The sequence below is a fragment of the Streptomonospora nanhaiensis genome, from assembly GCF_013410565.1.
GTDB lineage: Bacteria > Actinomycetota > Actinomycetes > Streptosporangiales > Streptosporangiaceae > Streptomonospora > Streptomonospora nanhaiensis.
The window spans coordinates 2,876,037-2,900,889 of record NZ_JACCFO010000001.1 but is presented as its reverse complement, the minus strand read 5'-3'; the positions used below and the strand labels follow the sequence as shown (position 1 = coordinate 2,900,889).

Annotated in this window: 21 protein-coding genes; 6 read left to right on the top strand and 15 right to left on the bottom strand. The window is 76.2% G+C overall.

Translation table 11 applies throughout. The annotated features are described in order from the left end of the window. Positions 1–84: 84 nt before the first annotated feature. Positions 85–1,026 carry a sensor histidine kinase gene (locus HNR12_RS12460; protein ID WP_179767644.1) on the bottom strand — a complete coding sequence of 314 codons (942 nt, stop codon included), beginning with the start codon at positions 1,024–1,026 and terminating at the stop codon, positions 85–87. A gap of 529 nt (positions 1,027–1,555) precedes the next feature. Here HNR12_RS12460 and HNR12_RS12455 point away from each other — a divergent pair. After that, a complete protein-coding gene (locus HNR12_RS12455) occupies positions 1,556–2,332 on the top strand; it encodes a bestrophin-like domain (protein WP_179767643.1) in 777 nt (258 codons plus the stop codon). A gap of 75 nt (positions 2,333–2,407) precedes the next feature. Here the strand turns inward: HNR12_RS12455 and HNR12_RS12450 are convergent, their stop codons facing one another. Further along, the gene (locus HNR12_RS12450) at positions 2,408–3,121 is read right to left on the bottom strand and encodes a hypothetical protein (protein WP_179767642.1); all 714 of its coding nucleotides are present in this window, start codon (positions 3,119–3,121) and stop codon (positions 2,408–2,410) included. Positions 3,122–3,661: 540 nt separating this feature from the next. Here HNR12_RS12450 and HNR12_RS12445 point away from each other — a divergent pair. After that, the gene (locus HNR12_RS12445) at positions 3,662–4,573 is read left to right on the top strand and encodes an NAD(P)-dependent oxidoreductase (protein ID WP_179767641.1); all 912 of its coding nucleotides are present in this window, start codon (positions 3,662–3,664) and stop codon (positions 4,571–4,573) included. A 160-nt stretch (positions 4,574–4,733) separates the two neighbouring features. Beyond that, positions 4,734–5,501, top strand: coding sequence for a L,D-transpeptidase family protein (locus HNR12_RS12440; protein ID WP_179767640.1), 768 nt, complete (start codon positions 4,734–4,736; stop codon positions 5,499–5,501). Positions 5,502–5,562: 61 nt separating this feature from the next. On the opposite strand, the gene HNR12_RS12435 is transcribed toward HNR12_RS12440, so the two are convergent. Continuing rightward, entirely contained in the window at positions 5,563–5,907 is a 345-nt protein-coding gene (locus HNR12_RS12435) for a DoxX family protein (RefSeq protein ID WP_179767639.1), read from the bottom strand. A 367-nt stretch (positions 5,908–6,274) separates the two neighbouring features. Here HNR12_RS12435 and HNR12_RS12430 point away from each other — a divergent pair, with 367 nt between their 5' ends. Beyond that, positions 6,275–7,525 carry a right-handed parallel beta-helix repeat-containing protein gene (locus HNR12_RS12430; RefSeq protein WP_246425065.1) on the top strand — a complete coding sequence of 417 codons (1,251 nt, stop codon included), beginning with the start codon at positions 6,275–6,277 and terminating at the stop codon, positions 7,523–7,525. A gap of 66 nt (positions 7,526–7,591) precedes the next feature. Here the strand turns inward: HNR12_RS12430 and HNR12_RS12425 are convergent, their stop codons facing one another. Next, complete coding sequence (locus HNR12_RS12425) at positions 7,592–9,199, bottom strand: apolipoprotein N-acyltransferase (RefSeq protein ID WP_246425064.1); 1,608 nt, start codon at positions 9,197–9,199, stop codon at positions 7,592–7,594. Between the two features lie 276 nt (positions 9,200–9,475). Between HNR12_RS12425 and HNR12_RS12420 the strand changes: the two genes are divergently transcribed. Beyond that, complete coding sequence (locus tag HNR12_RS12420) at positions 9,476–10,714, top strand: sensor histidine kinase (protein WP_179767638.1); 1,239 nt, start codon at positions 9,476–9,478, stop codon at positions 10,712–10,714. Positions 10,715–10,837: 123 nt separating this feature from the next. Here the strand turns inward: HNR12_RS12420 and HNR12_RS12415 are convergent, their stop codons facing one another. The 3 genes from HNR12_RS12415 to HNR12_RS12405 form a co-directional block, all read right to left on the bottom strand. Further along, complete coding sequence (locus HNR12_RS12415) at positions 10,838–11,311, bottom strand: hypothetical protein (protein WP_179767637.1); 474 nt, start codon at positions 11,309–11,311, stop codon at positions 10,838–10,840. A gap of 42 nt (positions 11,312–11,353) precedes the next feature. Further along, positions 11,354–12,610: an alpha/beta hydrolase gene (locus HNR12_RS12410; RefSeq protein ID WP_179767636.1), complete on the bottom strand. Its 1,257-nt coding sequence runs from the start codon at positions 12,608–12,610 to the stop codon at positions 11,354–11,356. A gap of 85 nt (positions 12,611–12,695) precedes the next feature. After that, the gene (locus HNR12_RS12405; RefSeq protein ID WP_179767635.1) at positions 12,696–13,622 is read right to left on the bottom strand and encodes a GlxA family transcriptional regulator; all 927 of its coding nucleotides are present in this window, start codon (positions 13,620–13,622) and stop codon (positions 12,696–12,698) included. Between the two features lie 103 nt (positions 13,623–13,725). On the opposite strand from HNR12_RS12405, the gene HNR12_RS12400 reads away from it, so the two are divergent. Continuing rightward, entirely contained in the window at positions 13,726–14,367 is a 642-nt protein-coding gene (locus HNR12_RS12400; protein ID WP_179767634.1) for a DJ-1/PfpI family protein, read from the top strand. Positions 14,368–14,852: 485 nt separating this feature from the next. On the opposite strand, the gene HNR12_RS12395 is transcribed toward HNR12_RS12400, so the two are convergent. The 8 genes from HNR12_RS12395 to HNR12_RS12360 form a co-directional block, all read right to left on the bottom strand. Next, positions 14,853–16,229, bottom strand: coding sequence for an ADP-ribosylglycohydrolase family protein (locus HNR12_RS12395; RefSeq protein WP_179767633.1), 1,377 nt, complete (start codon positions 16,227–16,229; stop codon positions 14,853–14,855). A 369-nt stretch (positions 16,230–16,598) separates the two neighbouring features. Then, positions 16,599–17,747, bottom strand: coding sequence for an ADP-ribosylglycohydrolase family protein (locus HNR12_RS12390; protein ID WP_179767632.1), 1,149 nt, complete (start codon positions 17,745–17,747; stop codon positions 16,599–16,601). An 11-nt stretch (positions 17,748–17,758) separates the two neighbouring features. Beyond that, the gene (locus HNR12_RS12385) at positions 17,759–18,889 is read right to left on the bottom strand and encodes an ADP-ribosylglycohydrolase family protein (RefSeq protein WP_179767631.1); all 1,131 of its coding nucleotides are present in this window, start codon (positions 18,887–18,889) and stop codon (positions 17,759–17,761) included. Positions 18,890–18,989: 100 nt separating this feature from the next. Further along, positions 18,990–20,075 (bottom strand): ADP-ribosylglycohydrolase family protein, encoded by a 1,086-nt coding sequence (locus tag HNR12_RS12380; RefSeq protein WP_179767630.1) that lies wholly within the window; start codon positions 20,073–20,075, stop codon positions 18,990–18,992. Continuing rightward, positions 20,065–21,372, bottom strand: coding sequence for an ABC transporter substrate-binding protein (locus HNR12_RS12375; protein WP_179767629.1), 1,308 nt, complete (start codon positions 21,370–21,372; stop codon positions 20,065–20,067). Before HNR12_RS12375 ends, HNR12_RS12380 begins: the two co-directional genes overlap by 11 nt. Positions 21,373–21,377: 5 nt before the next feature. Beyond that, complete coding sequence (locus tag HNR12_RS12370; protein ID WP_179767628.1) at positions 21,378–22,232, bottom strand: carbohydrate ABC transporter permease; 855 nt, start codon at positions 22,230–22,232, stop codon at positions 21,378–21,380. A 52-nt stretch (positions 22,233–22,284) separates the two neighbouring features. Further along, positions 22,285–23,223 carry a carbohydrate ABC transporter permease gene (locus HNR12_RS12365; RefSeq protein WP_179767627.1) on the bottom strand — a complete coding sequence of 313 codons (939 nt, stop codon included), beginning with the start codon at positions 23,221–23,223 and terminating at the stop codon, positions 22,285–22,287. Then, complete coding sequence (locus HNR12_RS12360; RefSeq protein ID WP_179767626.1) at positions 23,220–24,254, bottom strand: LacI family DNA-binding transcriptional regulator; 1,035 nt, start codon at positions 24,252–24,254, stop codon at positions 23,220–23,222. Before HNR12_RS12360 ends, HNR12_RS12365 begins: the two co-directional genes overlap by 4 nt. Positions 24,255–24,853: the final 599 nt, after the last annotated feature.

Below are 24,853 nucleotides of genomic sequence, written 5' to 3'. Positions count from 1 at the left end.
AGGTCGTCGCGGCGGGCGCGGCGGCGGGGAGGGCGCGCGGGGCGGCCGCGGCGGCGGGCGGCGTGGTGGCCCCGCGCACGCCGATCAGCCCCGGACCAGCAGGTGCAGCCGCACCACGCTGCGCCCGCCCACCGAGCCCAGGTGCACGCGGTCGCACAGCTGACGCACGATCCACAGGCCGCCGCCGCGCTCGTCCAGCGCGGGCGGGCTGCCCGCGAACGGCGGCACCACCAGGTAGGCGGTGTCCTGGGCGACCTCGCACACCACCTCGTCGTCCTCGGTCCAAAACCACACGCTGCCGGTGCCGCCGCCGTGCAGGACCACGTTGGTGACCACCTCGTTGACGGCGATGACGAGGTCCAGCGCCCGCGACCGGGGCACCCCCAGCCGGTCGGCGTAGGCCAGTGCGTCGGCGCGGAGCCGGGAGAGGTCGGCGGGGGTGAACTGGCCGCCCATGAGGTCGGCCGGCAGGGACGACGGCTCCTCGACGGCGCCGCCGGCGGCGAACACCCCCGGCGGCACGTAGGCGTCGTTGGGCCGGACGCGGCCGGCCCGGACGAGTTCGGGGTGGGTCCTGCGGGCGGCCTCGACGACGCGGGGCGGCACGCGGCGGGTGTCGTAGGCGCAGACCAGCCAGAGGTTGGTGGCCCCGAAGAGCGGGGTCAGGCTGGACTCCAGGTGGGCCCACGCGGCGATCTCGCGGGGTGAGCGCCCCGCCCACACGGGTTCGGCGAGGATCCGCACGCGCTCGGCGCGGCCCCGGGCGGCGTGCCCGCGCCAGTAGCGGTCGATGGCGGAGAGGCGCTCGGGCGGGCGGTGGCCGAAGCGCGCGGGGTCGACGTAGTCGACGCGCCGGCTGCGCGGGCCCAGGGCCTGGTCCAGCAGCGCGGCGTTGGCGGGCGTGAGCGCGGCCAGGACGGGGTCGCCGGAGTCGACGCCGTGGCCGGTGAACGGCAGCGCCATCGCCAGGAACTCGTCGTCGGAGCCGTAGACGCACGCCTGGTGGGTCAGGTGCGGGTCACCCACGGGGGGATCCCTCCGGCCGTCCGCCGATCTCCGGCGAATACCGGATCCATCCCCGAAAGGGGCGAAAAAGGGTGCGGCGGCGGTGTGGAACCCGCGCCCGCGGCGGCGGCGCGCACGGCCGGCCGCGCGGCGGGCGGGAAAGGTGCGCGCGGCGTTCGGCCGCAGGCGCGGCGGTGATCTGGTGACCAGGTCGGGGTCGGGGGAAAGAGTCGGCGCCGTCGGGTTTCCGAGGGGGCCGGGAGCGGGTTTCGAGCATGGGTCGGGGTCCGAAATTCCACGGGATTGGGGTGTCGTCCGAGGTAAGGGGGTGCGGTATTCCGATAACCGGCCACGGGCCGCTCCGGATAGCGGAACTCCGGAACTTCCCCAGTGTCGGGAAATGACGCGAGTGGCAGATGTTCCGCATGATCACATGGTAAAGCAGGAGCGGTTCCGAAACCCTACGGAATCACGCTCTTGTTCCCACAGGCCGCTGCGGCCCCCTCAACCGGTGCCCACTTCGCCCGGAAATCACCTATTCAGGAGAATCATGACCGCCAGCCTAATTGTGGTTTTCGTCATTCTCGCCGTCCTTCTGGTCGCGGGGATCGTGGTGGCGCGCAAATTCGTCATCTCCCCCGACGACTCCGACGGCCCGGTCGGCTCGCTCATCGCCCCGTGCGTGCTGTCGATCTACCTCATCGCGCTGGCCATGGGCCTGGTGATCGGCTGGGAGAACAACCGGGGCGCCGCCGACTCCGCGGTCGAGGAGGCCGGCTACGCCACCGCGCTGTACTGGGGCACCGCCGCCTTCCCCGACAAGGAGGGCGACGCCGTGCGCGCGGACCTGCGCGACTACGTCGACACCGTGATCGAGGAGGACTGGCCGGCGATGCGCGAGCAGCGCGAACTCGACCCCTCCGGCGCTGCCGCCCTGGACCGCCTGCGGGTCAGCGTCAACGAGGTCCCCGCCGAGGGCTCGGCCGCCGCCCTGGAGCGCATGGAGGCCCGGCAGAACGTCACCGACCTCGTGCAGAGCCGCGTGGAGCGGGCCGACTCCGCCCAGGCCACCGTGCCGGGGGTGATCCTGCTGGCCACGGCGGTCAGCGGACTGGCGGTGGTGGTGCTGCCGTTCGCCATGCGGGTCGGCCAGGCGCGCACGCGGATCTTCTGGTCGGTGGTCAACCTCGTGTTCATCGTGTCGAGCCTGCTCATCCTGCTCGCGCTGGACCACCCCTACACCGGGCTGCTGGCCACCGACTCCGGCGCCTTCGAGGACGCCCGCGCCGGGTTCGACCGGATCGACGCCGCGCTGGCCGGCCCCTGAGCCGCTCCGAGCGGTGCTGAGCGGTGGCCGAGGGCGCGGCGGCCCGCCGCCTTCGAGGGCGGCGGGCCGGCGGCCTCAGCGGCGGACCCCGGAGGCGCCCACGGCGGCGGCCACGGCGATGAGGACGGCGAAGACCATGATCTGCATGGGCTCGAACCCGTGCGGACCGCCGCGTTCACCGGGGCCGATCAGGGGGGCGCCGATCAGCTGGGCCGCTTCCTCCTCGGACGGCGGCTCGGCGGGCCGCTCGCGCGGCGGCGCGGGGTCGGGGGCCGGGGGCGCTGCCGGAGCCGGTGCGGCCACCTCCTGCGCGGGCGGGGCGGGGGTGTCCGGCTCGGGCGGTTGGGGGAGCGGGGGCTCGGGCCGCTCCGGCTGCGCGGGTTCCTCCGGGGATGCCGGCGGCTCCTCGGGCGGCGGCGGCTCCTCGGGCGGCGGTGGTTCCTCCGGCGGAGGCGGTTCCTCGGGGCCGGGGTCGGGCGGTGGCGGCTTGGGCGGCTCCGGGCAGCCGGGGCCGGGCGGCCAGGGGTGGCCGGGCAGCGCCGGGGCCACCGGGGGCTCGGGCCCGTACGGCGGTTTCATCCAGTCCGGGGGGTCGGGGGTGACCGGCCCGCCGGGGACGCCGGCGAGCCCGCCCGCGGACGCCTCGGGGACGGCCGCCGCCGCGCCCGTTCCCGCGAGGGTGTCGGCGTGGGCGGTGCCGCCCGACAGGGCCAGCTCGACGGTGAGCACGGCCAACACGCAGACACCGGTACGGGCGCGGTACCGGCCTGCGTTGCGACGGGGGTTCATGGGGGTCGCACTCCTTATCCGGTGGTCCGGGCCGGAAACGCTGGTCCACCTCTTCTAGCACGGTGTCCGACGCGCCCACCGGGCCGTTTGGGAAACAGGCGCGAAAGGCGGTCCGCCGGGGGCCCGTTTTCGCGTTGGTGCGCCGGGGATTGGTGCGCTGCCAAAATGCGGGCGGTGCGGATAACAGCCGGTCAGAGCGGTGTGCGTCCGGTCAAGAGCGGCTCCACTCCGTCCGTTTCGCCACCGGAGGAGCGGTGTTTCCGATTGGTGCTCACCGTGAAACCGGGTGGCCAGGTTCGGGCAATGGTGCGACCGTAATCCGCGGGCGCGGATCCGCAATTCCGAAAACAACCACCAAAGGTGTCAATGCGGTCAATGGGGGAGGCGCGGAAAAAACGGGCGGGCGCGGGCCGGAGAAGCCGGGGATTCGCCCGCGCCGAATCCCACCGCGCCGAACCCCGAGGGGGCCGCACCCGCCACGCGGCGCGGACGTGCATCCCGCGCGGTCGGCCGCGCCGCCTCCGGGGTAGAAAGGGCCCCATGCAGCCATCGACACCATCGACACCGCCCGCCGAGGCCCCCAGGGTCGCCGTCCTGGGCACCGGGACCATGGGCGCCCCCATGGCGCGCAACATCGCGGCGGCGGGGATGCCCGTCCGCGTCTGGAACCGCACCCGCGCCAAGGCCGAGCCGCTGGCCGGCGCCGGCATCGAGGTCGCCGGCACCCTGGACGAGGCCGTCGCCGACGCCGACATCGTGGTGACCATGCTCTACGACGGCGACACGGTCGAGGAGGTGATGGCCGGCATCGTGCCGCCGGCCCCCGGCGCGGTGTGGGCCCAGACCACCACGGTGGGCCTGGCCGCGACCAACCGCCTGGCCGCCCGCGCGGCCGAACTCGGCATGGACTACCTGGACGCACCCGTGCTGGGCACGCGCGGCCCGGCCGAACAGGGCGCGCTGACCGTCCTGGCGGCCGGCCCCGAGCGCGCCCGCCGGCGCGCCGCGCCCGTCTTCTCCGCCATCGGCGCACGCACCGTCTCCTTCGACCAGGTGGGCGCGGCCAGCCGGCTCAAGCTGGTGGCCAACAGTTGGGTCCTGGCGCTGACCTCGGCCACGGCCGAGGCGCTGTCGCTGGCCGAGGGCCTGGGCGTGGACGCCCGCGACTTCCTCGACGTGGTCTCGGGCGGCCCCCTGGACAGCGGCTACCTGCACGCCAAGGCCGGTGCCATCCTCAGCGGCGACTACACCCCCAGCTTCTCCGTGGCCAACGCCGCCAAGGACGCCAATCTGGTCCTGGACGCCGCGGCGGCGGCGGGCGTGCACCTGGACCTGGCCGCCGCATCGGCCCGCCGGTTCGCGCGCGCGGCCGAGGCCGGGCACGGCGACGCCGACATGGCCGCCGGCTACCACGCCAGCTTCATCGCGCCCGAGGAGTCGGCGGCGGGCTGACGGCGGTGGCCGCATCCGGCCACGCCCGCCGGGTTTGGCGCGGGCGCGCGCGGCCCGACGTGCGCACACGCGTCCGGCCCGCCCCGCGCGGCGCAGCACCCGGGCGTGCCCGGGTGCGCCGAGCGTCATGGGGGAGTCACCGCCGGGTAAAGATCGGCCCATGGCCTCTCATCGACCACCGCACCTTCGCAAGCAGTGCACGAGAACCGCGGCCGCCCTGGCGCTGGCCGCGGTCGCCGTGACCGGGTGGGCGCCGGCGGCCCACGCCGGCGCGGCACCCGCGGCGGCGCCGGGCGCCGCCCCGTCCGCCGCCGCGTCGACCTCCCAGGACGAGCCGCTGCTCAGCATGGGCGACTCCGGCCCCGCCGTGCGCGAGGTCGAGGAGCGCCTGAAGGAACTGGGCTACTGGCTCGGGCCGGTCGACGGCGAGTACGACGTCCGCACGGCCCAGGCGGTGATGGCGCTCCAGAAGGTGGCCGGCATCGACCGCGACAGCGTGGTCGGCCCCGACACCCGGGCCGCGCTGGAGGAGGGGCCCCGGCCCCAGCCGTCCACGTCCTCCGGCGTGGTACTGGAGATCGACCTCGACCGCCAGGTGCTGCTCGTCGTGCGCGACGGCGAGGTGCGCAAGATCTTCAACACCTCCACCGGCTCCGGCGAGACCTACTTCTCGCGGGGCCAGACCAACGTGGCCGTCACCCCCGAGGGCGAGTACAGCGTCTTCCGCCGGGTCGACGGCTGGGACGACGGTCCGCTGGGCTCCCTCTACCGGCCCGCCTACTTCAACGGGGGGATCGCCATCCACGGCTACTCCTCGGTGCCGGGCTACCCCGCCTCCCACGGCTGCGCCCGCGTGAGCCTGCCGGCCATGGACTGGCTGTGGGCCAACGGGCGCGTCGAGAACGGCGCGGCCGTGGTGGTGCGCTGACCCGCGCCGCCTCCGCCCCCGCACGCCCCGACCGCCGCCGCGCCCGGCGCGGCGGCGGGTGTCAGGCCGCCGCCAGCGCCAGGGACGCGACCACGGGCGCCGCGTAGACCAGCGGGAACGGTACGTGGGAGTAGGAGCGGGCGCGCAGGACGGTGACCACGGCGCCCGCGAAGTACAGCACCAGGCCGGCCCCCGCCAGCAGTCCGACGAGCGGGACGAAGAGCCCGGCGACCAGGCCGACCGCGCCCGCGGCCTTGGCGGCGCCCAGCCAGGGCAGCCACGAGAGGGGCACCCCGTACTCGGCGATGGGGCCCACGACCCAGGGCGCGCGGACGAACACGGAGACCGCCGAGAACGCCACGAAGGCGGCGGCGAACAGCGTGACGGCGATGTGGACGACGGACATGGGGGTCTCCTTCTCGGGTGGTGCGGGGGTCTCCCGCCCGGCCGTGCGGCCGTCACCACCCCGACCCGGCGCGGCGCGCGGATGTGACACCGCAGCGTGCGTGGCCTGCGTCACGGCCCCGGTGGCGGGGCGGTGGACCCGGCGAACGCCGGTGAACCGGCTCGCGTGGGGGAGCCCGACGGCGGCGGGTGAATCGTTTTGAGTGCCTTTCCGCCGGTGGGCGGAGGGTGCGGAAAACAGCGGTGCGAAGGCGGGTTGCCACGGTGGGTGTCCGTTGCCATACTCCCGACCACCGGTAAGCGCTTACCTCTGTTCCGTGCGGCACGCCTCCTGTCTCCTTCCATCCCCCAACCACCAGGAGAGAACGATGGGACCTCACAGCGCGGCGCCTTCCCTGCGTCCCCCCGCCGCCCCGCGCCGGCGCGGGGCACCGGCGCCGCTCGCGGCCGGACTGGCGACCGCCTCCGCCCTGATCCTCGCCTTCTCCGGCGCCACGGCGGCGCTCTCGGAGGAGGCCGCCGCGCCCCCGGCGGCGCCCGCCGCCGAGGCCGCCGCACCGGCGGCGGCCGCCTGCGGCGACGGCTCCTTCCACGCCTCGGTGGTGCGCAGCGGCGGCACCTGGACCGCCTACGACGGCGGTGAAACGGTTTACAGCGGCACCAACCTGCTGGAGGCCATGCGCTCGGCCGTGCGCGCCCTCACCCCGGGGCGCACCTCGGTGGAGCGGATCGTGGTGCGCGGCTCGGGCGAGGTGAGCGCCGGGCAGTCGCTCGACCTGCCCAGCTACACCTCCCTGGAGGTCTGCGGCACCGTCAACGTGGTGGGCACCCCCGGCGGCGACCACGCGGTGGTGCGGGCCCGCAACGTCCAGCACGTCTCGGTGCCCTACCTCAACGTCACCGGCGCGCCCTACTTCGGCGTCTTCGTCCGCAACGGCGAGCACATCCACCTGGGCCAGATCGACATGCGCCTCTCCGGCGGCCTGGGGGTCCGCATCGACAACCACGCCGACCGCAGCCGGCCCACGCGCGACGTCACCATCGACGACGTCTACGTGTCGGGCACCGGCAACCACGGCGTGGAGACCTACGGGGTCGACGGCCTGACCATCGGCGCCGTGACGGCCCGCAACACCGCCTACTCCGGCCTGCTGCTCAACCAGACCGTCAACGCCCGCGTGGGCAGGGTCGACGGCCAGGGCACGGGGACGGGCACCGGCTACGCCGCGTTCCGCATGGCCAACCGCAACGGCCGCATCGGCGACTCCTACCCGACCAACGTCCGCGTCGGCGAGGTGGTCGCGCGCGGCGGCGGCCGGGGCCTGTTCTGCGTGTCGGAGAGCGGCGGCGCCGTGATCGACCGCGTGGACATCGCCGACACCGGGAGCAACGCGATCCTGGTGGAGAACTGCCACAACGTCACCATCGCCGCCCAGAGCGGCCGCGTCGAGGGGCCCGGCGACATCCGGATCGCCTCGCGCGCGGAGTTCCCGGTGTCCTCCGGCATCACACTGCAGAACCTCACCGTGGTGGACTCCGCCATCACCGAGCGGCCCTGCGGCCAGAACACCACCGTCCGCAGCAACACCCTGGTCAACAGCACCCAGAGCGTGTGCTGACGCGGGCACCGCGACCCGGGCGGGAAGGCCCGCGCGCCGGCCTTCCCGCCCGCCTCGGCACCGGCCTCAGCCGCCGTGGCGCCGCGCCCGGCTCCGCGCGGCCAGGGCCAGCAGCACCAGCAGCCCGGCCAGGCACAGCCACGAGAACAGGTCGCCGACCCGGCTGTAGACGGTCGTCGCGCCCGCGGTGGGGACCTCGGCCACCATCGCCTGCTCACCGGTGTCGAAGTAGTCGGTGGTGGCGATGGTGCGGCCCTGGTGGTCGACGGCGGTGGACTGCCCCCGGTTGACCGGCCGCACCAGGGAGAACCCGCCCTCGACCGCGCGGAACAGCGCCCGCTCGGCGTGCAGCTTGCGGATCCCCTCCCACTCGTTGGACGGCAGCAGCACGATGCCCGCCCCCTGCGCGCCCGCCTGCCGCAGGGTCTGCGGGAAGTCCACGTCGTAGCAGATGGCGGTGGCCAGCCGGCCGAACGGGGTGTCGGCCACCGGGGTCTCGCCCGAGCCGGCGTCGTAGGGCTCCAGGACCGGGATGGGGTGGGCCTTGTCGTAGGTCCAGGCGGTCTCGCCCTCCGGTGTCACCAGGACGGTCTGGTTGCGCATGTAGGGCTTCTCGTGGATGTAGACCGACACCCCGATCTGCACGTAGACGCGGTGCTCGCGGGCGACGGCGGCGACCTGCTCCAGCAGCGCGCCCTTGTCCTCCTCGCGGGTGTGGGCGGCCGACTCCGACCACACCACGAGCCGGGCGCCGGCGCGCGCCTCGCGCTCGGTGGCGCGCAGCAGCTCGTCGTGGATCGGCGCGAACACCTCGCGCACGCGGCCCCGGTCGGCCGCGACGATGGCCTCCAGGGAGTCGAACTCGGTGAAGGCGGCGCTCACCCTGGTGTCCCACGTCTCCTCGGCCAGGGTGACCCCGGCGACGCGCACGGTCGGCGACGACGGCGGCGCGAACCCCAGCCGGGCGCCGCCGAAGGACAGCACGAGGGCGAGGACGGCCGTGTAGACGACCACCAGGCGGCGGGTGCGCGGGGCGCCCCACCCGGTCTCCCAGGCGTGCGCGGCCACGGCGGCGAACCAGGCCACGAGGAAGCTGACCCCGTACACCCCGGTGACCGAGGCGATCTGGATGAGCGGGAGGTTGCCGTGCTGGGTGCCGCCGAGCACGCCGTAGATGGTGCCCAGCGGGCTGAGCGAGGCGGTGAGGAACTCGGTGGCCGCGGTCGCCGCGGGGAACACCAGGCTCGCGGCCAGGGCGCCGCGGCGGGCCAGGCGCGGCGCCGCGAGCCGGTCCAGGACGAAGGGCACGGCCTCGATGAGCGCCAGGGCCGCGGCGAGCAGCAGCATCGGCGGGGAGAACACGTCGGCCTGCCAGAACCAGAACGCCAGGCCCAGCGAGGCGACGCCGACCATCCAGGCCGTGCCCGCCGCGGCGCCGCCGGTGCGGGTGAAGCGGAGCAGGAAGACGGCGTAGACCCAGGCGGCGAGCGGGATGTCCCAGTTGCCGTGGACGGCGAACAGCGAGACGGCGGTGCCCGCCGCCAGCCAGAGGTAGCGGCGCCGGCGGGAGGGCCGGCCGGATGCGGGGGAGCCGGCGCGGCCGGCCGGGCCGGCGGTGCCGGGAGAGCCCGGGGCGCCGGGGGCGCTGGGCGCGCCGGGGGGTGGCATGGGCATGGTGGAACCCTTTCCGGGGTGTCGACGAGGGGCCGGCGCCGCCGGGCGGCGCCGGCGGGCACGCCGCCGCGGCGGCTCCCGGGGCGGGTGCCCGGGGCGGCCGGCGCCGGCAGTGGCCAACGCTAGGAGCGGCGGGGCCGCCCGACCCATGGGAACGGCCACCCGGCCGCGCGGGGGCATCCGTAGTCCACAGGTGCGGAAATCCGCAGTGCGGCGGTGCCGGGCCCCGGACTAGCCTCAGTCCTGACCTGCTCGGACCCCCCTTCGGAAGGCGCCATGACCACCGATCCCCAGGTGCGCCGCGGTGCGGCGTGCCAACTCGCGCGCTCCGCCGCGCTGGCCGCCGTCGGCGCCGCGCTGGGCGTGGCCACGGCCGTCGCCGAACTCTGGCTGGCGCTGCTGTGCCTGGCGGCGCTGCCGCTGGCGCCGCTGCTGCTGTGGCGGCCCGCGCGCGCGGCCCTGCCCGCCGCGCTGCGGCCGCTGGTCCGCGCGCTCACCCGGCTGGAGCTGTACCGGCTGGCCCGCTGCTACGGCATCGAGATCCCCGGCCCCCACGCTCTGCCGCGCTCCCTGGGCTACCTCGCGGCGCGCTGGCCGCTGGGCATGCTCGGCGCGCTGGTGCTGGGGGTGTTCCCCGCCGGCGCCTACCTGGTGGTGTCCCCGCTGGGCGCCCTTGACGGCAACAGCCCGGCCATCGTGGTGTTCGGCCTGATGTTCATGTACCTGAGCGTGCAGGGCACGGTCGGTCTGATCGGCATGGAGCGCTGGCTGGCGCGCACGGTGCTGGGCCCCACCCGCCAGGACCTCCTTGAGGAGCGCGTCGCCGAACTCACCGCCAGCCGCGCCGGGGTGGTCGAGGCCGTCGACGAGGAGCGCCGCCGCATCGAGCGCGACCTGCACGACGGCGTGCAGCAGCGGCTGGTGTCACTGGCCATGCTGCTGGGCCGGGCGCAGCGCGGGCGCGACCCCGACCGCGCCGCCGCCCTGGTCCGCGACGCCCACCAGGAGGCCCGCCAGGCCCTTGACGAACTCCGCGAGGTCGCGTTCCGCGTCTACCCCATCGTGCTCGACGAGTTCGGCCTCGAAACCGCGCTGGTCTCGCTGGCCGACCGCGCCGGCCTGCCGCTGCACGTCGACTACACGCTCGACCGGCCCCCCGCGCGCAGCGTCGCCACCGCCGTCTACTTCGCCGTCCGCGAGGCGGTCACCAACGCCGCCAAGCACGCCGGCGCCGACTCCGTGCGCGTCGAGGTCGGCGAGGACCGGGGCGTGCTCACCGTGCGCGTCACCGACAACGGCCGGGGCGGCGCCGACCCCCGGGGCACCGGCCTGTCCGGGCTGGCCCGGCGGATCGCGGCCGTCGACGGCACCCTGCACCTCGACAGCCCCCCGGGCGGCCCGACCGTGCTCACCGCCCGCCTGCCCGCGCGGCCGGTGTCCGCGGCGGTGCGCCCGGCGGTCGGGGCGCGGGTGCCGGCGCAGGCGGGGGCCGACCCGGCGGGCGGCGCGCCGTGATCCCGCCGGCGCGTGTGCGCCCCCGCCGCGATCCGGCACAACCGGCGGGTGGGCGGCCCGGGCAGGCGGTCTTTGCTCGCTGACGACCACTGGCCCAGGCACCGCTCTCCCATCGGCGATCCTTCAGGCGGTGCCCCCGGCCTCGGGCGGCGGCACCTCGCCCTGGGCGAAGATCCCCACGAACGGCCGGTCGGGTTCGGGGTTGGTGTAGCGGGGGGTCACCACCCGCAGCACGATCCCCGCCCGGTGGTGCTGGGGTTGCGCCGTGTAGGCGAACCCGTCGGCGTCGCGGGCCGAAACCCGGGCACCGCCGCCGAGCGGGCGCAGGGCGGCCTCCATCCCGCGCGCCCGCCAGTGCTCGTGCAGCCGCTCCAGGGCGGGCAGCACGCCCTCGGCGCCGGTGGCGGCCGTCCACAGGGCCACCGCCACGAACACGTCGGCCGACTCGTCGGAGCCCGGGTCGGCGTCGATCGGGCCGGGGGAGTCGGGGCGCGCGCCGGCGAACTCCAGCGGCGCGCCCACCAGGTCGGCCAGCGCCTCGCCGCGTGCCATCGCGCGCCGCGCCGCGTCCGGTTCGCGGACCTCTTCCAGTGCCATGGCCACTCCCGCCCTACTCGTCGTCGCGGTACCGCGGGCCGCTCACGGCCCGCGCCGCCCGCCGCGCCGGGGCCAGGGCCGGTGCCCGGGCCGGGTCCGGGTGGCGGCGGCGCGGGGCCGGCGGCCCGACGCGCTCTCCTGCCGGCGGACCACGCCGCGCGCGTGCCGCAGCACCTTCCACGGGCTGCCGCCGGGTGGCCGCGGCGCGGCCGGCACCAGGTCGTCGGTCGCACCGGTGAACACCGCCACCACGTTGTCCAGGCCCACGCCGGGCTCCACGTAGTCATGGTGCCCGTGCGGGTCGGTGGCCAGCCGGATCAGCCCCGAGTCCGCGGCCGCGGGGTTGACCCCGTGCAGCGAGGGCGGCAGGTAGGTGATGGAGTCCGCGTCGGAGGCCAGGGCGTAGGCGCGGCCGGGGGCCACGCGCAGGTCCGCCACACCGCTGACGCCCTCGCCCATGCCGGGGCTGGCGCCCAGGATCACGTTGTCGGCCGCGAACCCCGGCGACTCCGCGGAGCCGGGGGCCGCGGAGTCGGCGGTCCCCGCGGCGGCCTGGGCCACCACCAGCGATCCGTAGCTCAGCCCGTAGACCGTGGTGGTGCTCGTGGCGAGCGGGTCCCGCGCCTCGAGGCCGGCCAGGAAGTTCCGCAGCGGCTCCCGGGCGGCGAGGGCCAGGTCGAGCCGTGCCGCCTCGGGGCCGAACTTCGGCGCCCGGGCGCCCTGCCACACCAGCACCGCGTGGTCGGATGCGCCCACCGTGCCCGCCTTGGCGTCGGCCTCGTCCTTGATCCGGGTGATACGGCGGATGTTGCGCCCGATGTTGTGCAGATCGGTGCCGGCGCCGGGCACGATCACCAGCCTCCGCTTCGCGGTGTCGGGGTTGCCCGCCGATACCGCCGCGAGCCCGTCGCCCGCGCCGGGCCGGCTCGGCGGCGTGAACTGCATGAGGTACATCCGCGTGGGCTCCCGGTCGTGGACGGCCAGGACCCTGCTCAGGATCGCGACGTCCTTGTCGGTGTTGGCCTCCAGGTACTCCCGCAGCACCCGGCGGTTCGCGGCGTCGCGGACCTCGGCGGGCAGGCCGTCCAGCGCGCCCAGCGCGGCGGGGTCCTCGCGCACGAGCCGGTCGCGCTCGGCGGGGTCCAGACCGCGCCACCACCGCGCGTACCCCGCCGGGGTGGTCTGGGGGATCCGGGGGTCCGGCCGCGCCGACTCCGCGGGTGTGGGCGCGGTGCGGGTCCGCCCCAGCAGCCGGCCGAGCACGCCTCGCCGGCGTGGTCCTCCGCTGCGGTCAGCCATGGCGTGGGGTCCTCCTCGCGGGGTAGAGGCGCGCGCCGGGGTGCAGGGGCCGCGCGGAGCGGGGGTCGCGGTGACGGTATCACCCTCACTGGAACGCGGCACGGTAGGCGGTGGGGGTTGCGCCCACCTGCCGGCCGAAGTGGTAGCGCAGCGTCTCCACGGTGCCGAACCCCGTGCTCCGCGCGATCCGCGCCACCGGCAGGCCGGTGGTCTCCAGCAGCTCCCGCGCCCGCTGCAGCCGGCGGTCGAGCAGCCAGCGCAGCGGCGTGGTCCCCGTCTGCGCGCGGAACCGCCGCGACAGGTGGCGGGGGCTCACCGCCGCGTGGGCGGCGATGTCGGCCACGGTCAGCGGCTCGTCCAGGTGGTCCTCCATCCAGCGCAGCGTGGCGCCCAGGTCGGCGGTGTCGTCCACCGGGTCGCGGTGCTCGATGAACTGCGCCTGGCCGCCGGGGCGCTGCGGCGGCATCACGATCATGCGCCCGGTGTCGGCGGCGGCCGCCGCGCCGCGGTCGCGCCGCACCATGTGCAGGCACAGGTCGAGGCCGGAGGCCACCCCCGCCGAGGTCAGGATCTGGCCGTCGTCCACGAACAGGACCGAGGGGTCCACCCGCACGCGCGGGTGGGCGCGGGCCAAATCGTCGGCCAGCAGCCAGTGGGTGGCGGCCGGGCGGCCGTCGAGCAGGCCGGCCGCCGCCAGCACGAACGCCCCGGTGCAGATCGAGGCCACGCGCGCGCCGCGGTCCACGGTCTCGCGCAGGAGCCCCAAGACCTCCTCCGGCGGCGGGTTCGCGGGGTCGCCGCCCGGCACGACCACCGTGTCGGCGCGGCGGGCCTCGGCCAGGCCGTAGGGCGCCGACAGCCGGAAGGTCTCGCGGCCGGCGGCGGTCGCGGCGATGTCGGTGTCAGCGCAGACCCGCACCTCGTAGCCGGGCGCGAACGAGAACACCTGGCACGGGATGGTCAGGTCGAAGCCGACGATCCCCTCGAAGGCGAGTACGGCGACCACGTGCATGGCCGAATCCTACGCATGGCGGTCCATCGGGCCGCTGTCCCCCCGGGGAGCCCGTCGCGATACTCGGCGTGTCCGCAAGACAGCCGATCCCGGGGAGGCAGCGATGACCCTGCGCGTGCAGGCCGTGCTCTACGACGGAGTGGAGGACCAGGACCTCGTCGGTCCGCTGGGGGCGCTGGACGTCGTGGACGACGTCCGCACGACGTTCGTCACCCTGGGCGGACCCGGAACCGTCACCACGTCCTTCGGCATGGAGGTGCGGGCCGGCGCGGCCCTGGACCCCGCGCGGGCCGACCTCGTCGTGGTCCCCGGCGGCGGCTACGGCGCGGGCTCGGCCGTGGACCGCCAGGTCCGGTCGGGCGCGCTGCCCCGGGCGCTCGCCGAGGCGGCGCGGCCCGGCCTGATCATGGCGGGGGTGTGCACCGGCACCCTGCTGCTGTCGGCCGCCGGCCTCACCGCCGGGCGCCCCTGCACCACGCACCACGCCGCAACGCAGGACCTCGCCGCCCAGGGCGCCGAGGTGGTGGCGGGCCGGGTCGTGGACGACGGCGACCTGGTCACCTGCGGCGGTGTGACCTCGGGGATCGACCTCGGCCTGTGGCTGGTGGAGCGCCTCTACGGCGCCCAGGCGGCGCTGCTGGCCGAGCAGATCCTCGAACACGAGCGCCGGGGCACCGTGTGGCGCCGCCCGGCCGCCCGCGGCGGCGAGGAAGCGGCAGAGGAGGCGCCGGCCGTGCCGGCCTGAGCCGGCGCTGCCCAGGAGGGGCGGGCGAGGTGGCGACGGGAGCCGAGGGCGGCGGGGGCGGGGGCGCGCGGGACGCAGACCCGGGGAACACCAGGGCGCGGCGCACCTGTTCGGCGTCTCACCATGGGCAGATACCGGGGCCTCGGTGGGACCTCGTGGCCGGCACCGCGCCCGCCGTCGGTGAGGGCAAGAAGGGCGAACGGCCGGCAGGTGCCCTCGCGCGCGCAGGCCGGGCGGGGATTCCGCCTCATCCCTCCGGCCCGGGTGGCCGCGAACCGCGTCACCGCCCACGAAAACGCCTCCCAGCACCGGCCACACCCGGCCGGGAGGCGACCGCCCCCGCCGCGCCCCCACCGCCGCGATGCGGAGCGGTGGCCGCCGGCCGGCCCCGCCGGGTGGTGGCGGTCCTCGCGGCGGTCCGCCGAGAGCAGGGTCCCGCACCCGGCGGGCGGCCAGGCGCCGGCGGCGAGCCGGGTGCCCCTGGGCTACGGCATCGCGGCGGGGTCGGTGCGCAGGGCCAGGGTGCGGGCGGTCAGTTCGGCGAAGGTGATCCCGCCGAAGCCGGTGAGGCTGCTGGCCACGCGGCCCCGCAGCGGGGCGGTCCAGTACTCCGGCAGGGCCGCGGCGCCCGTCAGCGCCCCGGCCGCCGACCCCACCGTGGCGCCCACCGAGTCGGTGTCCCACCCGGCCGACACCGCCCGGGTGATGGACGCGGCGAAGTCCCCGGCGCCGTGGACCAGCGCGGCGGCGATCACCGCCGCGTTGTTCACCGCGTGCACCCAGTGCAGGTGGCCGTGCGCCGCGTAGAGGCCGTCGACCACCTCCTCGAAGTCGTCGGCGCCCGCCGCGAGCACCATCGCGTCGCGGACGGCGGCGGCCAGCCGCGAGCGCGGCGGCACCACCCGCAGCGCGGTCTCCAGGGCGGCGGCGGGGGAGTCGGCCACCGGGGCCATCGCGGCCAGCGCGGCGGCGAACATCGCGCCGTAGACCCCGTTGCCGGTGTGGCTGACCACGGCGTCGCGGTGCGCCATCATCGCGGCCGTGCCCGGATCGCCCGGGTTGGCCCACCCGAACACGTCGGCGCGGATCAGCGCGCCGATCCACTCCCGGAAGGGGTTGCGCACGGTTGCGGTGTGCGGCGGCACGACCCCCGTGAGCAGGTTGCGCACGGCCACCCGCTCGGCGGTGAAGATCCGGCCGGGCGGAAGTTCGTCCAGCCAGATCTGGGCGACGTCCTCGCTGGTGAACCGGGATCCGTGGCGTTCGAGCAGGGCCAGGCCGAGCATGGGGAAGTTGAGGTCGTCGTCCTCGGGCGTGCCGTCGAGGGTCTCGGCCAGGCTGGTGGGGGCGCTGCGCCGGTTCCACGGCCAGCGCGCCGCGACGTCGTCGGGCAGGCCCTTGGCCGTGAACCAGCCCCGCACCGGCCAGTTCCCGGTGGCCTCGGCGATCTCCCGGATACCGGCGCGGGGGATCTTCTCGACCGGCTTGCCGAGCACGCACCCGGCCGCCCGGCCGGTCCAGGCGCCGAGTAGCCGGTCGGCGAGGTCGGCGCCCGGCGCGGCCACGGGACCCACCGGCCACTCCGGGCAGGCCGCGATGATGTCGGGCAGGTCGGTGGGCTCGTCCCCGGCCAGCGGCGAGGGAAGGGCGGACAGTTCGTCCAGCAGGTCCTCGGCCAGCGCCCGCAGTTCGGGCGGGGCCGGCTCCGGCGACGCGCCCGCCAGCGGCGGCGCGTCGTGCCCGCCGGCGGCCCGCCAGCGCTCCCGCACCCGGGCCACGGCGCCGGGGTCGCGGCCGTCCTGATCGGCTTGGCGCAGTTCGTGCCCGATGAGGTCCTCGGAATGGATCCAGGTCACGCGCATGGGGCGGGTTCCTCCAGTGGTCGTTGTGTCGGACGGACCGGCTCCGGCGGGGCGGCTCCGGCGGAGCCGGCCGCCGACGGGCCGCGCGGCGGCGGCCGTTGACCGGCCAACGCGCGGCGCGGCCCCGCGCGTGCCCGGCACCGGGTTTGCCCGCGACCGTGGACGGGGCTTCGCGCCGTCCCAATCGGTGCCGCGCCGGGTTCCGCGGCGCGCCGAGGGCCGTGCCGGGTGCGGCCGGCGGGACGGGTGGCCTGCCGGCGCGCACGCGATCGCGCGACGGCTGCCCGGTGAACCGGCGCCCCAACGCCGGGCCGGTGCCGGAGAGCCGCACCGGCCGCGCCTGGCCACCGCGCCGCACCCGCGCCTCCCTCAGCCGGCCGGGGCCTCCAGGGCGGCCAGGGCGGCGTCGGCCGCCTCGCGGCGGCGGCGGTCGGCCGCGCGGATGCGCAGCGCGACCTCCGCCAGCTCCAGGCCGGGGGTCTCGATGTCGGTGCGGCTGGCCTCGGCGACCTGGGTGCGCCACTCGCCGGGCACCGCGTCGCGGCCGCCCAGGGCCCCGGCGATGGCGCCGCCCATGCTGGCGATGGAGTCGGCGTCGCGCCCGTAGTTCACCCCGCCCAGCACGGTCTCGCGGTAGTCGCCCCCAGCGATCAGCAGGAACGCCAGCGCCATCGGCAGTTCCTCGATGGCGTGCACCCGGCTGGGCCTGCGGGCGCCCAGCCCTTGGTCGCGGTAGGTGTCGGCGACCGTGTCGAACGGCGCCATGGCCTCGCGCAGCGCCGGGGCCGACCCGCGCCACCCGTCGATGCCGCGCGCCCGCTCGCACACGGCCTCGATCGCGGCGCGCGTGCCGTCCTTGGCCAGCCCCAGCGCGGCCGCCACCACCGCCTCGGCGTCGGCGCCCGGCGCCATGGCCGCCGCCACCGCCGCCGCGAACACCCCGGCCGCCTCCCGGCCGTAGCTGGACTGGTGCGCCCCCGCCAGGTCGATCGCCTCGGCGTAGGCGCCCTCCGGGTCGCCGGCGTTGACCACGCCCACCGGCGCCATGTACATCGCCGCGCCGCAGTTGACGATGTTGCCGGTGCCCGCCTCGCGCGGATCCACGTGCCCGTAGTGCAGCCGCGCCACCAGCCACTTCTCGGCGAGGAAGACCCGCTGCAGCAGCAGCGCCTCCTCCTCCAGTTCGGGCACCCACCGCCGCTGCCCCATCATCTCCGGCACCAGCAGCTCGGCGGCGGCGTAGGCGTCCAGGTGCCGCTCGGCCCGGGCGTAGACCCGGATCAGCGCCTGGGTCATCAGGGTGTCGTCGGTGATGTGGCCGTCGCCCTTGTGGTAGGGCGCGATGGGCCGGGCGTTGCGCCAGTCGGGGTTGAAGGGGCCGACGACTCCCTCCACGTAGCCGCCGTAGCGCCGGTGGATCTGCTCGACGGTCCAGCCTTCGGTCGCGCCGCCGAGCGCGTCGCCCACGGCGGCACCGGCGATCGCGCCGACGGCCTTGTCCTGCAGGCGGGTCAGCATGGATGGCTCCTTCACGGGTCGCGGCGCGCACCCGCGCCGCGGTCGTCGTTGTCACTCCGGGCCGAGGCGGCGAGCGCGTCGGCGACGCCGATGAGGTCGGTGCCGGCCAGTTCGGGCAGGCAGCACCCGGCCAGCGGGGCCGCGCGCGCCCGCCAGGCGGGCGCGACGGCGGAGTAGCCGCCCAGCGCCCCGGCGAGCGCGCCCGTGAGGGCGGGCGCGGAGTCCGCCAGCGGCGCCAGGCACGCCGCCGCGCTCACGGCCGGGCCCAGCGCGCCTTGGGCGGCGCCGGTCAGCGCGAACGCGGCGGCCAGCGTGGCCTGCGCCGCCGTGCCGTAGGAGTAGACGTGGTCGCAGCAGACCGCTTCGAGGGCCGGAAGCAGGTCGAACGGCTGCCCGGGCGCGGCCCGCCCCAGTTCGGCCAGCGCCTCGCCCACGACCGCGCCGATCGCGCTGCCCGGCGGCAGCTGCGCCGTGCCGGTGGCCAGCGCCTCGGCCGGTCCGGCGCCGGCCACCGCCGCCGCGACGGCCGCGGCCATGGCGCGGGCGGCGCTGACGCCGTCGCCGGAGTTGGTGACCTCGGCGTCGGCGCGGGCGTCGTCGGCGGCGGCCTCGGGCCGCCCGGGCCGGGCCGCGCCGAAGGCGACCGCGCGCACCGCCGCCGCGTCGTCGAAGAAGTGCGGGTTGTCGTGTCCGCTGTGCGGCGGGCCCAGCCCCCGGGCGAGGTTGTCCAGCGCCGTGCGCACCGAGATCCGCGCCCGGATGTCGTCGCGGCCGGCCAGGGCGGCGAACGCCTCGGCGCGGTCGGTCGCGATGCCCAGGGCCGTCCACGCCAGCCACTCGGCGTCGTCGGAGGGCCCCATGGCCAGCGGCGCCACCGGCTGGTTCAGCGCGAAGGGCACCGGCAGCGTCGTGACGCGGTGCTCCTCGGCGAACAGGTCCAGCTCCCGGCCCAGCCGCCGCGTCCACGGCGCGAGCAGCGCGAACCGGTGCCGCCCGGCCGGCCAGCCCACCGCGTCCCCGATCGCCAGGCCCGCGAACGCCCCGCGGATCCGGTCGCCGAGCGCGCCGGACGCCTGCGGCCCCGGACCCGCGCCCGCCGTGCCGGCACCGGTTCTGCGTGCCGGATCGTCCCCCGTTGTCACTGCCGTCCCCTCCCTGCGCCGGGCCCGCCGACGGGCGCGGCCCGGTCGCCTCTACCGCTCGTGCGCGCGCCGCCGGCCCCGCGGCCGGCGGCGCGGGTCATCAGTCGTGCGCCCCCCGCGCGGCGCCGCCCCGGCCCGCCGCCCCGGCCCGGTCGGCCGCGCCGGCCGCCACCAGCAGGTCGGCGACCTCGGTGACGCGGCGCCCCGCGACCGACGGCAGGCAGCTGCCCGTCACCGGCCCGATCGCCGCCGCCCACCGCCGCGGGATCCGCGAGGCGCCGCGCCCGGCCCCCGCGAGGGCTCCGGCGATCGCCGCCGTGGTGTCGGCGTCGCGGCCCATGTTGGCGGCCGTCACCACGGCCTCCTCGACCTCGCCGCCCGCGGCGAGGTAGGCACCGAACGCCAGCGCGACCGCCTCGGGCGCCAGGTCGGTCCACGGGTAGTGCGCCGGCACCACGGCCGCGTGCAGCGCCGCGCCCAGCGCGGCGGTGTCGGGCGCCTCGTCGGCGGCGCGCACCGCGTGGGCCAGGGCGCGTCCCGTCCAGGAGTCGGCCGGGACCTGCTCCCGCGCCGCCGCGGCGACCTCGTGCGGCGCGGCCCCGGCGATCGCCGCCGCCACGCCCGCCGCCACCGCGCGGCCGCCCAGCAGGCCCTCGCCGGCGTGGCTGACCTGCCCTTCGAGTTCGATCAGCCGCGCGGCCTGCGCCGGGTCGCCCGCCGCGAACACCCCGTAGGGCGCCGCCCGCATCGCCAGGCCGTCGGACCAGCCGTGCAGGTGCCGCCGCCCGGTGTGGGGCGGCGCCAGCCCCCGCCGCAGCGCCTGGACGGTGCCCAGTTCGGAGAACCCCGCGCCGCGCATGGGCCCCTCGATGGTCAGCACGTCGCGCTCGTAGGCCGCCACCACGTGCTCGGGCCGCAGGCCCCGGCCGTGCTCGGCCAGCAGCAGCCCGATGAACACCGAGTACTCGGTGTCGTCGGTGCCCGCCGCCACGCCGTGCTCGTCGACGGCCAGTTCGGTCAGCCGCCCCCACCGCTCGGCGATGGCCTCGGGCGTCATGTTCTCGGCCGGCCGCCCCAGCGCGTCGCCGCAGGCCAGGCCCAGCAGGGCGCCGCGCGCCCGGTCCCGAAGGGAGCCGTCCGGGCCCTCGGCCGCGCCGCCGGCGCGGCCCGTGTCCTCACCCCTCATCGGTCGTGTACCTCGCCATCACCGCGTTGCCCTCCTCCTCCATGCGCCGCGCCAGTTCGTCCAGGCTGATGCGGTCGCCGAAGTACTCCTGGAGAAGCGGCTCGGACACCCGGTTCTTGAACTCGTCGAAGCCGGGCACCTGGAGGTAGGGCGCCGAGCGGAGGCTGCCCGCCGCGTGGACGGCGACGTCCCACTCGTTGGCCTCCGTGGTCAGCTCGGGTGATGCCAGCGCCTCCTGGCTGGTGGGCGTCAGCCAGTCGCCCAGCGCGAGGTCCACCTGGTTGTCGGGCTCGGCCATGAACGCCACGAACGCGGCCGCGTCCGCCTCGTGCGGGCTGTCGGCGGCCACCGACAGCGTCTGGGAGGTGGCGCCCTGGTCGGGGACGTCGCCCACCAGCGGCGGCAGCATCACCCAGTCGAACCCGTCGGGCGCCTGCTCCACCACCTGCTGGCGGGTGTAGACCCCGCCCTGGACCATGGCGTACTGCCCGGCGAAGAACGCGGGCAGCGGGTCGGAGCCGCCCATGCCCACCGCCTGCGGGTCGGCCGTGCGGTCGGTGTAGAGCTGGCGGTGGATGCGCTCCAGCACCTCGCGCTCCTCGGGCCCCACCTCGACGGTGACCGCCCCGTCCTCGGCGACGCGGAAGAACTCCCCGCCGAAGTTCAGCGCCAGGTTGAGCACCCGGTTGGTGGGGCTGCTCAGCGGCCAGGCCACCGCGTGCCGCTCGCCGGGCACGGTCAGCTCCCGGCTCGCCTGCTCGAACTCGTCCCAGGTCCAGGGCTCCTCGACCGTGGGCACGCGCACCCCCGACTCCCGCAGGATGTCGGCGTTGGCGATCAGCACCTGCGGCTCCTGGAGCAGCGGCACGCCCACCACGCGGCCGTCGATGGTGACGGTGTCCCAGGCGGCGTCGCCGATGTCGGCGCGCACGTCCGCGGGCAGGTGGTCGCCGAGGTCGGCCAGGTAGTTGCGGTACTCGAAGCTGGTCAGCGTGGGCGACTCGTTGTGGATGATGTCGGGCGGGTCGCCGCCCTCGAACGCCGTGACCAGCTGGTCGTTGACGTTGTCCCAGCTGCCCTGCACGTACTCCACGGGCGCCTCGGGGTGCTCCCGGTTCCACTCCTCGACCAGCCGCCGGTTGGCCTCGATCGACTGGGTCTGCCAGGCCAGGCTCAGGTAGCGCATCGGCTCCTCACCCGGGTCGCCCTGGGCGCAGCCGGTCACCAGCACCGCCGTCGCCAGGCCCGCGGCCACCAGGGCCGCGCCCGGCCGCCGGCGCACCGTTCCTCCGCTCATCGCGGTCACCCCTTCACCGCCCCGTCGACCAGGCCGCCGCGGAACCGGCGCTGGATGAACGCGAAGAACACCAGGCTGGGCACGGCCGCCATCAGCGACGCCGCCGCCAGCGGACCCAGCCGCGCCACGCCCTCGGGCCCGGTGAACGCCACCAGCACCAGCGGCAGCGTCTGCACCCCGGGGTCCTTCAGCAGGATCAGCGCGAACAAAAACTCGTTCCACGACGAGATGAACCCGAACATCAGCGCGGCCGCCACGCCCGGCGCCGCCAGCGGGGCCACCACCGACACCAGCGTGCGCCAGCGGCCCGCGCCGTCGACCGCCGCGGCCTCCTCCAGCACCCGCGGGATGCCGCGCAGGTAGCCCCGCAGCATCCACAGCACGAACGGCAGGCACCAGGTGGCGTGCACCAGCACCAGTCCCACCAGGGAGTTCACCAGCCCGAACTGCCGCAGGATCATGAACAGCGCGATGATCACCAGGATGAACGGGAACACCTGGCTGACCAGCACCCAGCTCATGGCGATCCGGTTCACCACCGAGCGGTAGCGCGCCAGCACGTAGGCGGCCGGCAGCGCGAGCAGCACCGTCAGCACCGCCGAGCACACCGCCACGGTCAGACTGCGCCGGGCCGCGCCCACCAGGTCCTGCTCACCGAACGCGGCGGCGAAGTTGGCCAGGGTGGGCTCCAGCGGGATCCACGTGGGGTCCAGCAGCGCCATCTCCTGCGGCGTCTTCAGCGCCGTGGACAGCAGCCACACCAGGGGGAACGCCAGGAAGACCAGGTAGCACAGCAGCGCGGCGTACTGGCCGGTGCGGGCCGCCGCCCGGCGCACGCGGGTCGCGGTCACCGCGGCCATCGCGGGCCTCCTGTCCGTCGCCGCCGCGGCGCGGCGCACGTGCGGGCTCGCCTCATGCCTCGGCCTCCTTCAACTGGCGGCGCAGGTAGAACCCGAGCACCGCGAGGACAACGATCACGATCGCCACGCCCATCGCCGAGGCGTAGCCGAAGAACCCGTAGCGGAACGCCTCCTCGTAGGCGTAGAGCATGGGCAGCCGCGTCATCCCGCCGGGGCCGCCCTGGGTGAGCACGTACACCAGCGCGAACTCGTTCATGTTCCACACGAAGTTCAGCGAGGTGATCGCCACGGTGACGGTGCGCAGCTGCGGCAGGGTGACGGCGGTGAAGCGGCGCCAGGGCCCGGCGCCGTCGACCCGCGCCGCCTCGCCGAGGTCCCGGGAGACGTTCTGCAGCCCGGCCAGCAGCACGATGGTGGTCTGCGGCATGCCGGTCCACACGCCCACCACCACGACGGCGGGCAGCGCCCAGCCGAAGTCGTTGAGCCAGTCGATGTTCTCCGAGATCAGCCCGAGGTCGGTGAGCGCGGCGTTGAGGACGCCGGCGTCGGGGTGGTAGACCAGCCGCCACATCAGGCCGACGATCACCGGCGGCATGGCCCACGGGAACAGCGCCAGTGTGCGCGCCAGCCAGCGCAGCCGCAGGTTCTGGTTGAGCAGCAGCGCCAGCCCCATGCCCGCCGCGTACTGCAGCAGCGTCACGGTGACGGCCCAGACCAGGCCGATCCGGAACGACGACCAGAACTGGACGTCGGCGAGCAGGTGCCCGAAGTTCTCCAGGAACACGAACGAGGTGTCGACGTCGCGGCCGGCGCGGGCGTCGGTGAACGCCAGGAACATCCCGTAGACCAGGGGCGCGATGCTGAACAGCACCACCGGCACCAGGGCCGGAAGCAGCAGCGCGTAGGCCGAGCGGTCGGGCCGCCGGGGGCGGGCGCGGGGCCGGGGCGGCGCCGCTTCGGCGGGGGGTGGGGACGCCGAGGTGAGCGTCATTGGTCGCCTCCTGTGGTCGAGGCGCGCACCACCAGGCGCGGCGCCACGGTGACGGTCCGCGCGGCCTCGGCGGCCGGTGCCGCGGGGGGAGCGCCGCGCAGGCGGTCGAGCAGCAGTCCGGCGGCGCGGCGGCCGCGCTCGGCCGAGCCGAGGCAGACGCTGGTCAGCGTGGGCCACGACACCGCCGCGAGTTCGGTGTCGTCCATGCCGACCACGGCGACGTCGTCGGGCACCCGCAGGCCGGCGGCGCGCAGCGTGTCCAGCGCGCCCAGGGCGATCAGGTCGTTGGCGCACAGCAGCGCGTCGGGCGGACCGCCGGGGTGGGCGAGCAGGCGGCGGGCGCCCTCGGCGCCGGTCTCGCGGCGGAACTCCCCGACGTGCACGAGCCCGTCGTCCACGGGGCTGCCGGCGTCGGCCATCACGTCGCGGAAGGCGGAGTCGCGGCGGCCGCCGGGCACGGTGTCCAGCGGGCCGTTGACGAACCCGATGCGGCGGCGCCCGGTGCCGAACAGGTGGCGCAGGGCCAGGCGGATGCCGGTGCGGGAGTCGGCGCGCACGTTGTCCACGGGGGTGCCGGGCGGCACCGAGCCGATGACGACCACGGGGGCGGCGGTCTCGGCGAGGGCGCCGAGGAGTTCGGGGGTGACCCGGATGGGGCTGATGATCAGGCCGTCGGCGTGCCGGCGGCCCAGCCCGCGCAGCACCTCGATCTCCTCGCCGGGGTCGCCGCCGGTGGAGTGGACGACCAGCCGGAAGCCGTCCGCGCGCAGGACCGGCTGGATCTCGCGCAGCATCGCCAGGTAGACGGGGTTGCCGATGTCCTCCACGGCGAACGCCACCTGGTCGGTGCGGTTGGACTTCAGCGACCGCGCGACCGCGTTGGGGACGTAGCCCAGGCGCTCCGCCTCGGCCAGCACGCGGCGGCGGGTCGACTCGCGCACGGGCTGGCCGTTGAAGACCCGCGACACCGAGGCGATCGACACACCGGCGGCCTCGGCGATCGTGGTGATCGTCGGGACGGGCTTTGCCATGCGCCCTCCCTGAGCTGCGTGGACGGAAACTGTAAACGTTTACAGTCCGGTGGTGTGTGAATCCGTGTGAAGATCCCGGTTGAGTGTGAGGCATCAAACACCACGGCTCGGCGGGGCGTCAAGTGGGGTGCGCGGACCACGCGGCGCAACCGCGCGGTGGCGGGAGGTGGCGCAGGTGGCGGCCGGTCCCACCGGGCGGGCCCGGCCGCCCTGGCCGCTGGTGTCCGCGCGGAAACGGCGCAGACGATTCGGAAACCGTCGCAGAAGCAGTCGCGGAACGGCGGCGGAAACGGCCGTGGGAACGGCGTGCGGAATCCCGGCCGGCACGCCGGAAAACCGTTCCGGGAAAGAGTCCGGAACGGGCGCCGGGCGCCTCGGGAATTGCCTTACCGGGCGTGCTGCAGCGATTTCGGAAAACGGCGGAAAACGGCGGGAAACGGATTCCGGTGCGGTATCCGCCGGCCCGGTACGGTGCCGGGCGGTGCTTTCGCGCGCGGCGCGGCGGTCCGCCCGCGCGCCCGCCCGGCCCTGCCCGGTCCCCGATGCGGGCGCCGCCCGGGTACCGGCCGGTGGGGCCGGTACCCGAGGGCGGGGCTGGT

What these genes read in the sequence shown, in the direction of transcription:
- HNR12_RS12455 (WP_179767643.1), top strand. Translation starts at nt 1,556, where the DNA reads ATGACCGCCAGCCTAATTGTGGTTTTCGTCATTCTCGCCGTCCTTCTG.
- HNR12_RS12450 (WP_179767642.1), bottom strand. Translation starts at nt 3,121, where the DNA reads ATGAACCCCCGTCGCAACGCAGGCCGGTACCGCGCCCGTACCGGTGTC.
- HNR12_RS12445 (WP_179767641.1), top strand. Translation starts at nt 3,662, where the DNA reads ATGCAGCCATCGACACCATCGACACCGCCCGCCGAGGCCCCCAGGGTC.
- HNR12_RS12440 (WP_179767640.1), top strand. Translation starts at nt 4,734, where the DNA reads ATGGCCTCTCATCGACCACCGCACCTTCGCAAGCAGTGCACGAGAACC.
- HNR12_RS12435 (WP_179767639.1), bottom strand. Translation starts at nt 5,907, where the DNA reads ATGTCCGTCGTCCACATCGCCGTCACGCTGTTCGCCGCCGCCTTCGTG.
- HNR12_RS12430 (WP_246425065.1), top strand. Translation starts at nt 6,275, where the DNA reads ATGGGACCTCACAGCGCGGCGCCTTCCCTGCGTCCCCCCGCCGCCCCG.
- HNR12_RS12425 (WP_246425064.1), bottom strand. Translation starts at nt 9,199, where the DNA reads ATGCCCATGCCACCCCCCGGCGCGCCCAGCGCCCCCGGCGCCCCGGGC.
- HNR12_RS12420 (WP_179767638.1), top strand. Translation starts at nt 9,476, where the DNA reads ATGACCACCGATCCCCAGGTGCGCCGCGGTGCGGCGTGCCAACTCGCG.
- HNR12_RS12415 (WP_179767637.1), bottom strand. Translation starts at nt 11,311, where the DNA reads ATGGCACTGGAAGAGGTCCGCGAACCGGACGCGGCGCGGCGCGCGATG.
- HNR12_RS12410 (WP_179767636.1), bottom strand. Translation starts at nt 12,610, where the DNA reads ATGGCTGACCGCAGCGGAGGACCACGCCGGCGAGGCGTGCTCGGCCGG.
- HNR12_RS12405 (WP_179767635.1), bottom strand. Translation starts at nt 13,622, where the DNA reads ATGCACGTGGTCGCCGTACTCGCCTTCGAGGGGATCGTCGGCTTCGAC.
- HNR12_RS12400 (WP_179767634.1), top strand. Translation starts at nt 13,726, where the DNA reads ATGACCCTGCGCGTGCAGGCCGTGCTCTACGACGGAGTGGAGGACCAG.
- HNR12_RS12395 (WP_179767633.1), bottom strand. Translation starts at nt 16,229, where the DNA reads ATGCGCGTGACCTGGATCCATTCCGAGGACCTCATCGGGCACGAACTG.
- HNR12_RS12390 (WP_179767632.1), bottom strand. Translation starts at nt 17,747, where the DNA reads ATGCTGACCCGCCTGCAGGACAAGGCCGTCGGCGCGATCGCCGGTGCC.
- HNR12_RS12380 (WP_179767630.1), bottom strand. Translation starts at nt 20,075, where the DNA reads ATGAGGGGTGAGGACACGGGCCGCGCCGGCGGCGCGGCCGAGGGCCCG.
- HNR12_RS12375 (WP_179767629.1), bottom strand. Translation starts at nt 21,372, where the DNA reads ATGAGCGGAGGAACGGTGCGCCGGCGGCCGGGCGCGGCCCTGGTGGCC.
- HNR12_RS12370 (WP_179767628.1), bottom strand. Translation starts at nt 22,232, where the DNA reads ATGGCCGCGGTGACCGCGACCCGCGTGCGCCGGGCGGCGGCCCGCACC.
- HNR12_RS12365 (WP_179767627.1), bottom strand. Translation starts at nt 23,223, where the DNA reads ATGACGCTCACCTCGGCGTCCCCACCCCCCGCCGAAGCGGCGCCGCCC.
- HNR12_RS12360 (WP_179767626.1), bottom strand. Translation starts at nt 24,254, where the DNA reads ATGGCAAAGCCCGTCCCGACGATCACCACGATCGCCGAGGCCGCCGGT.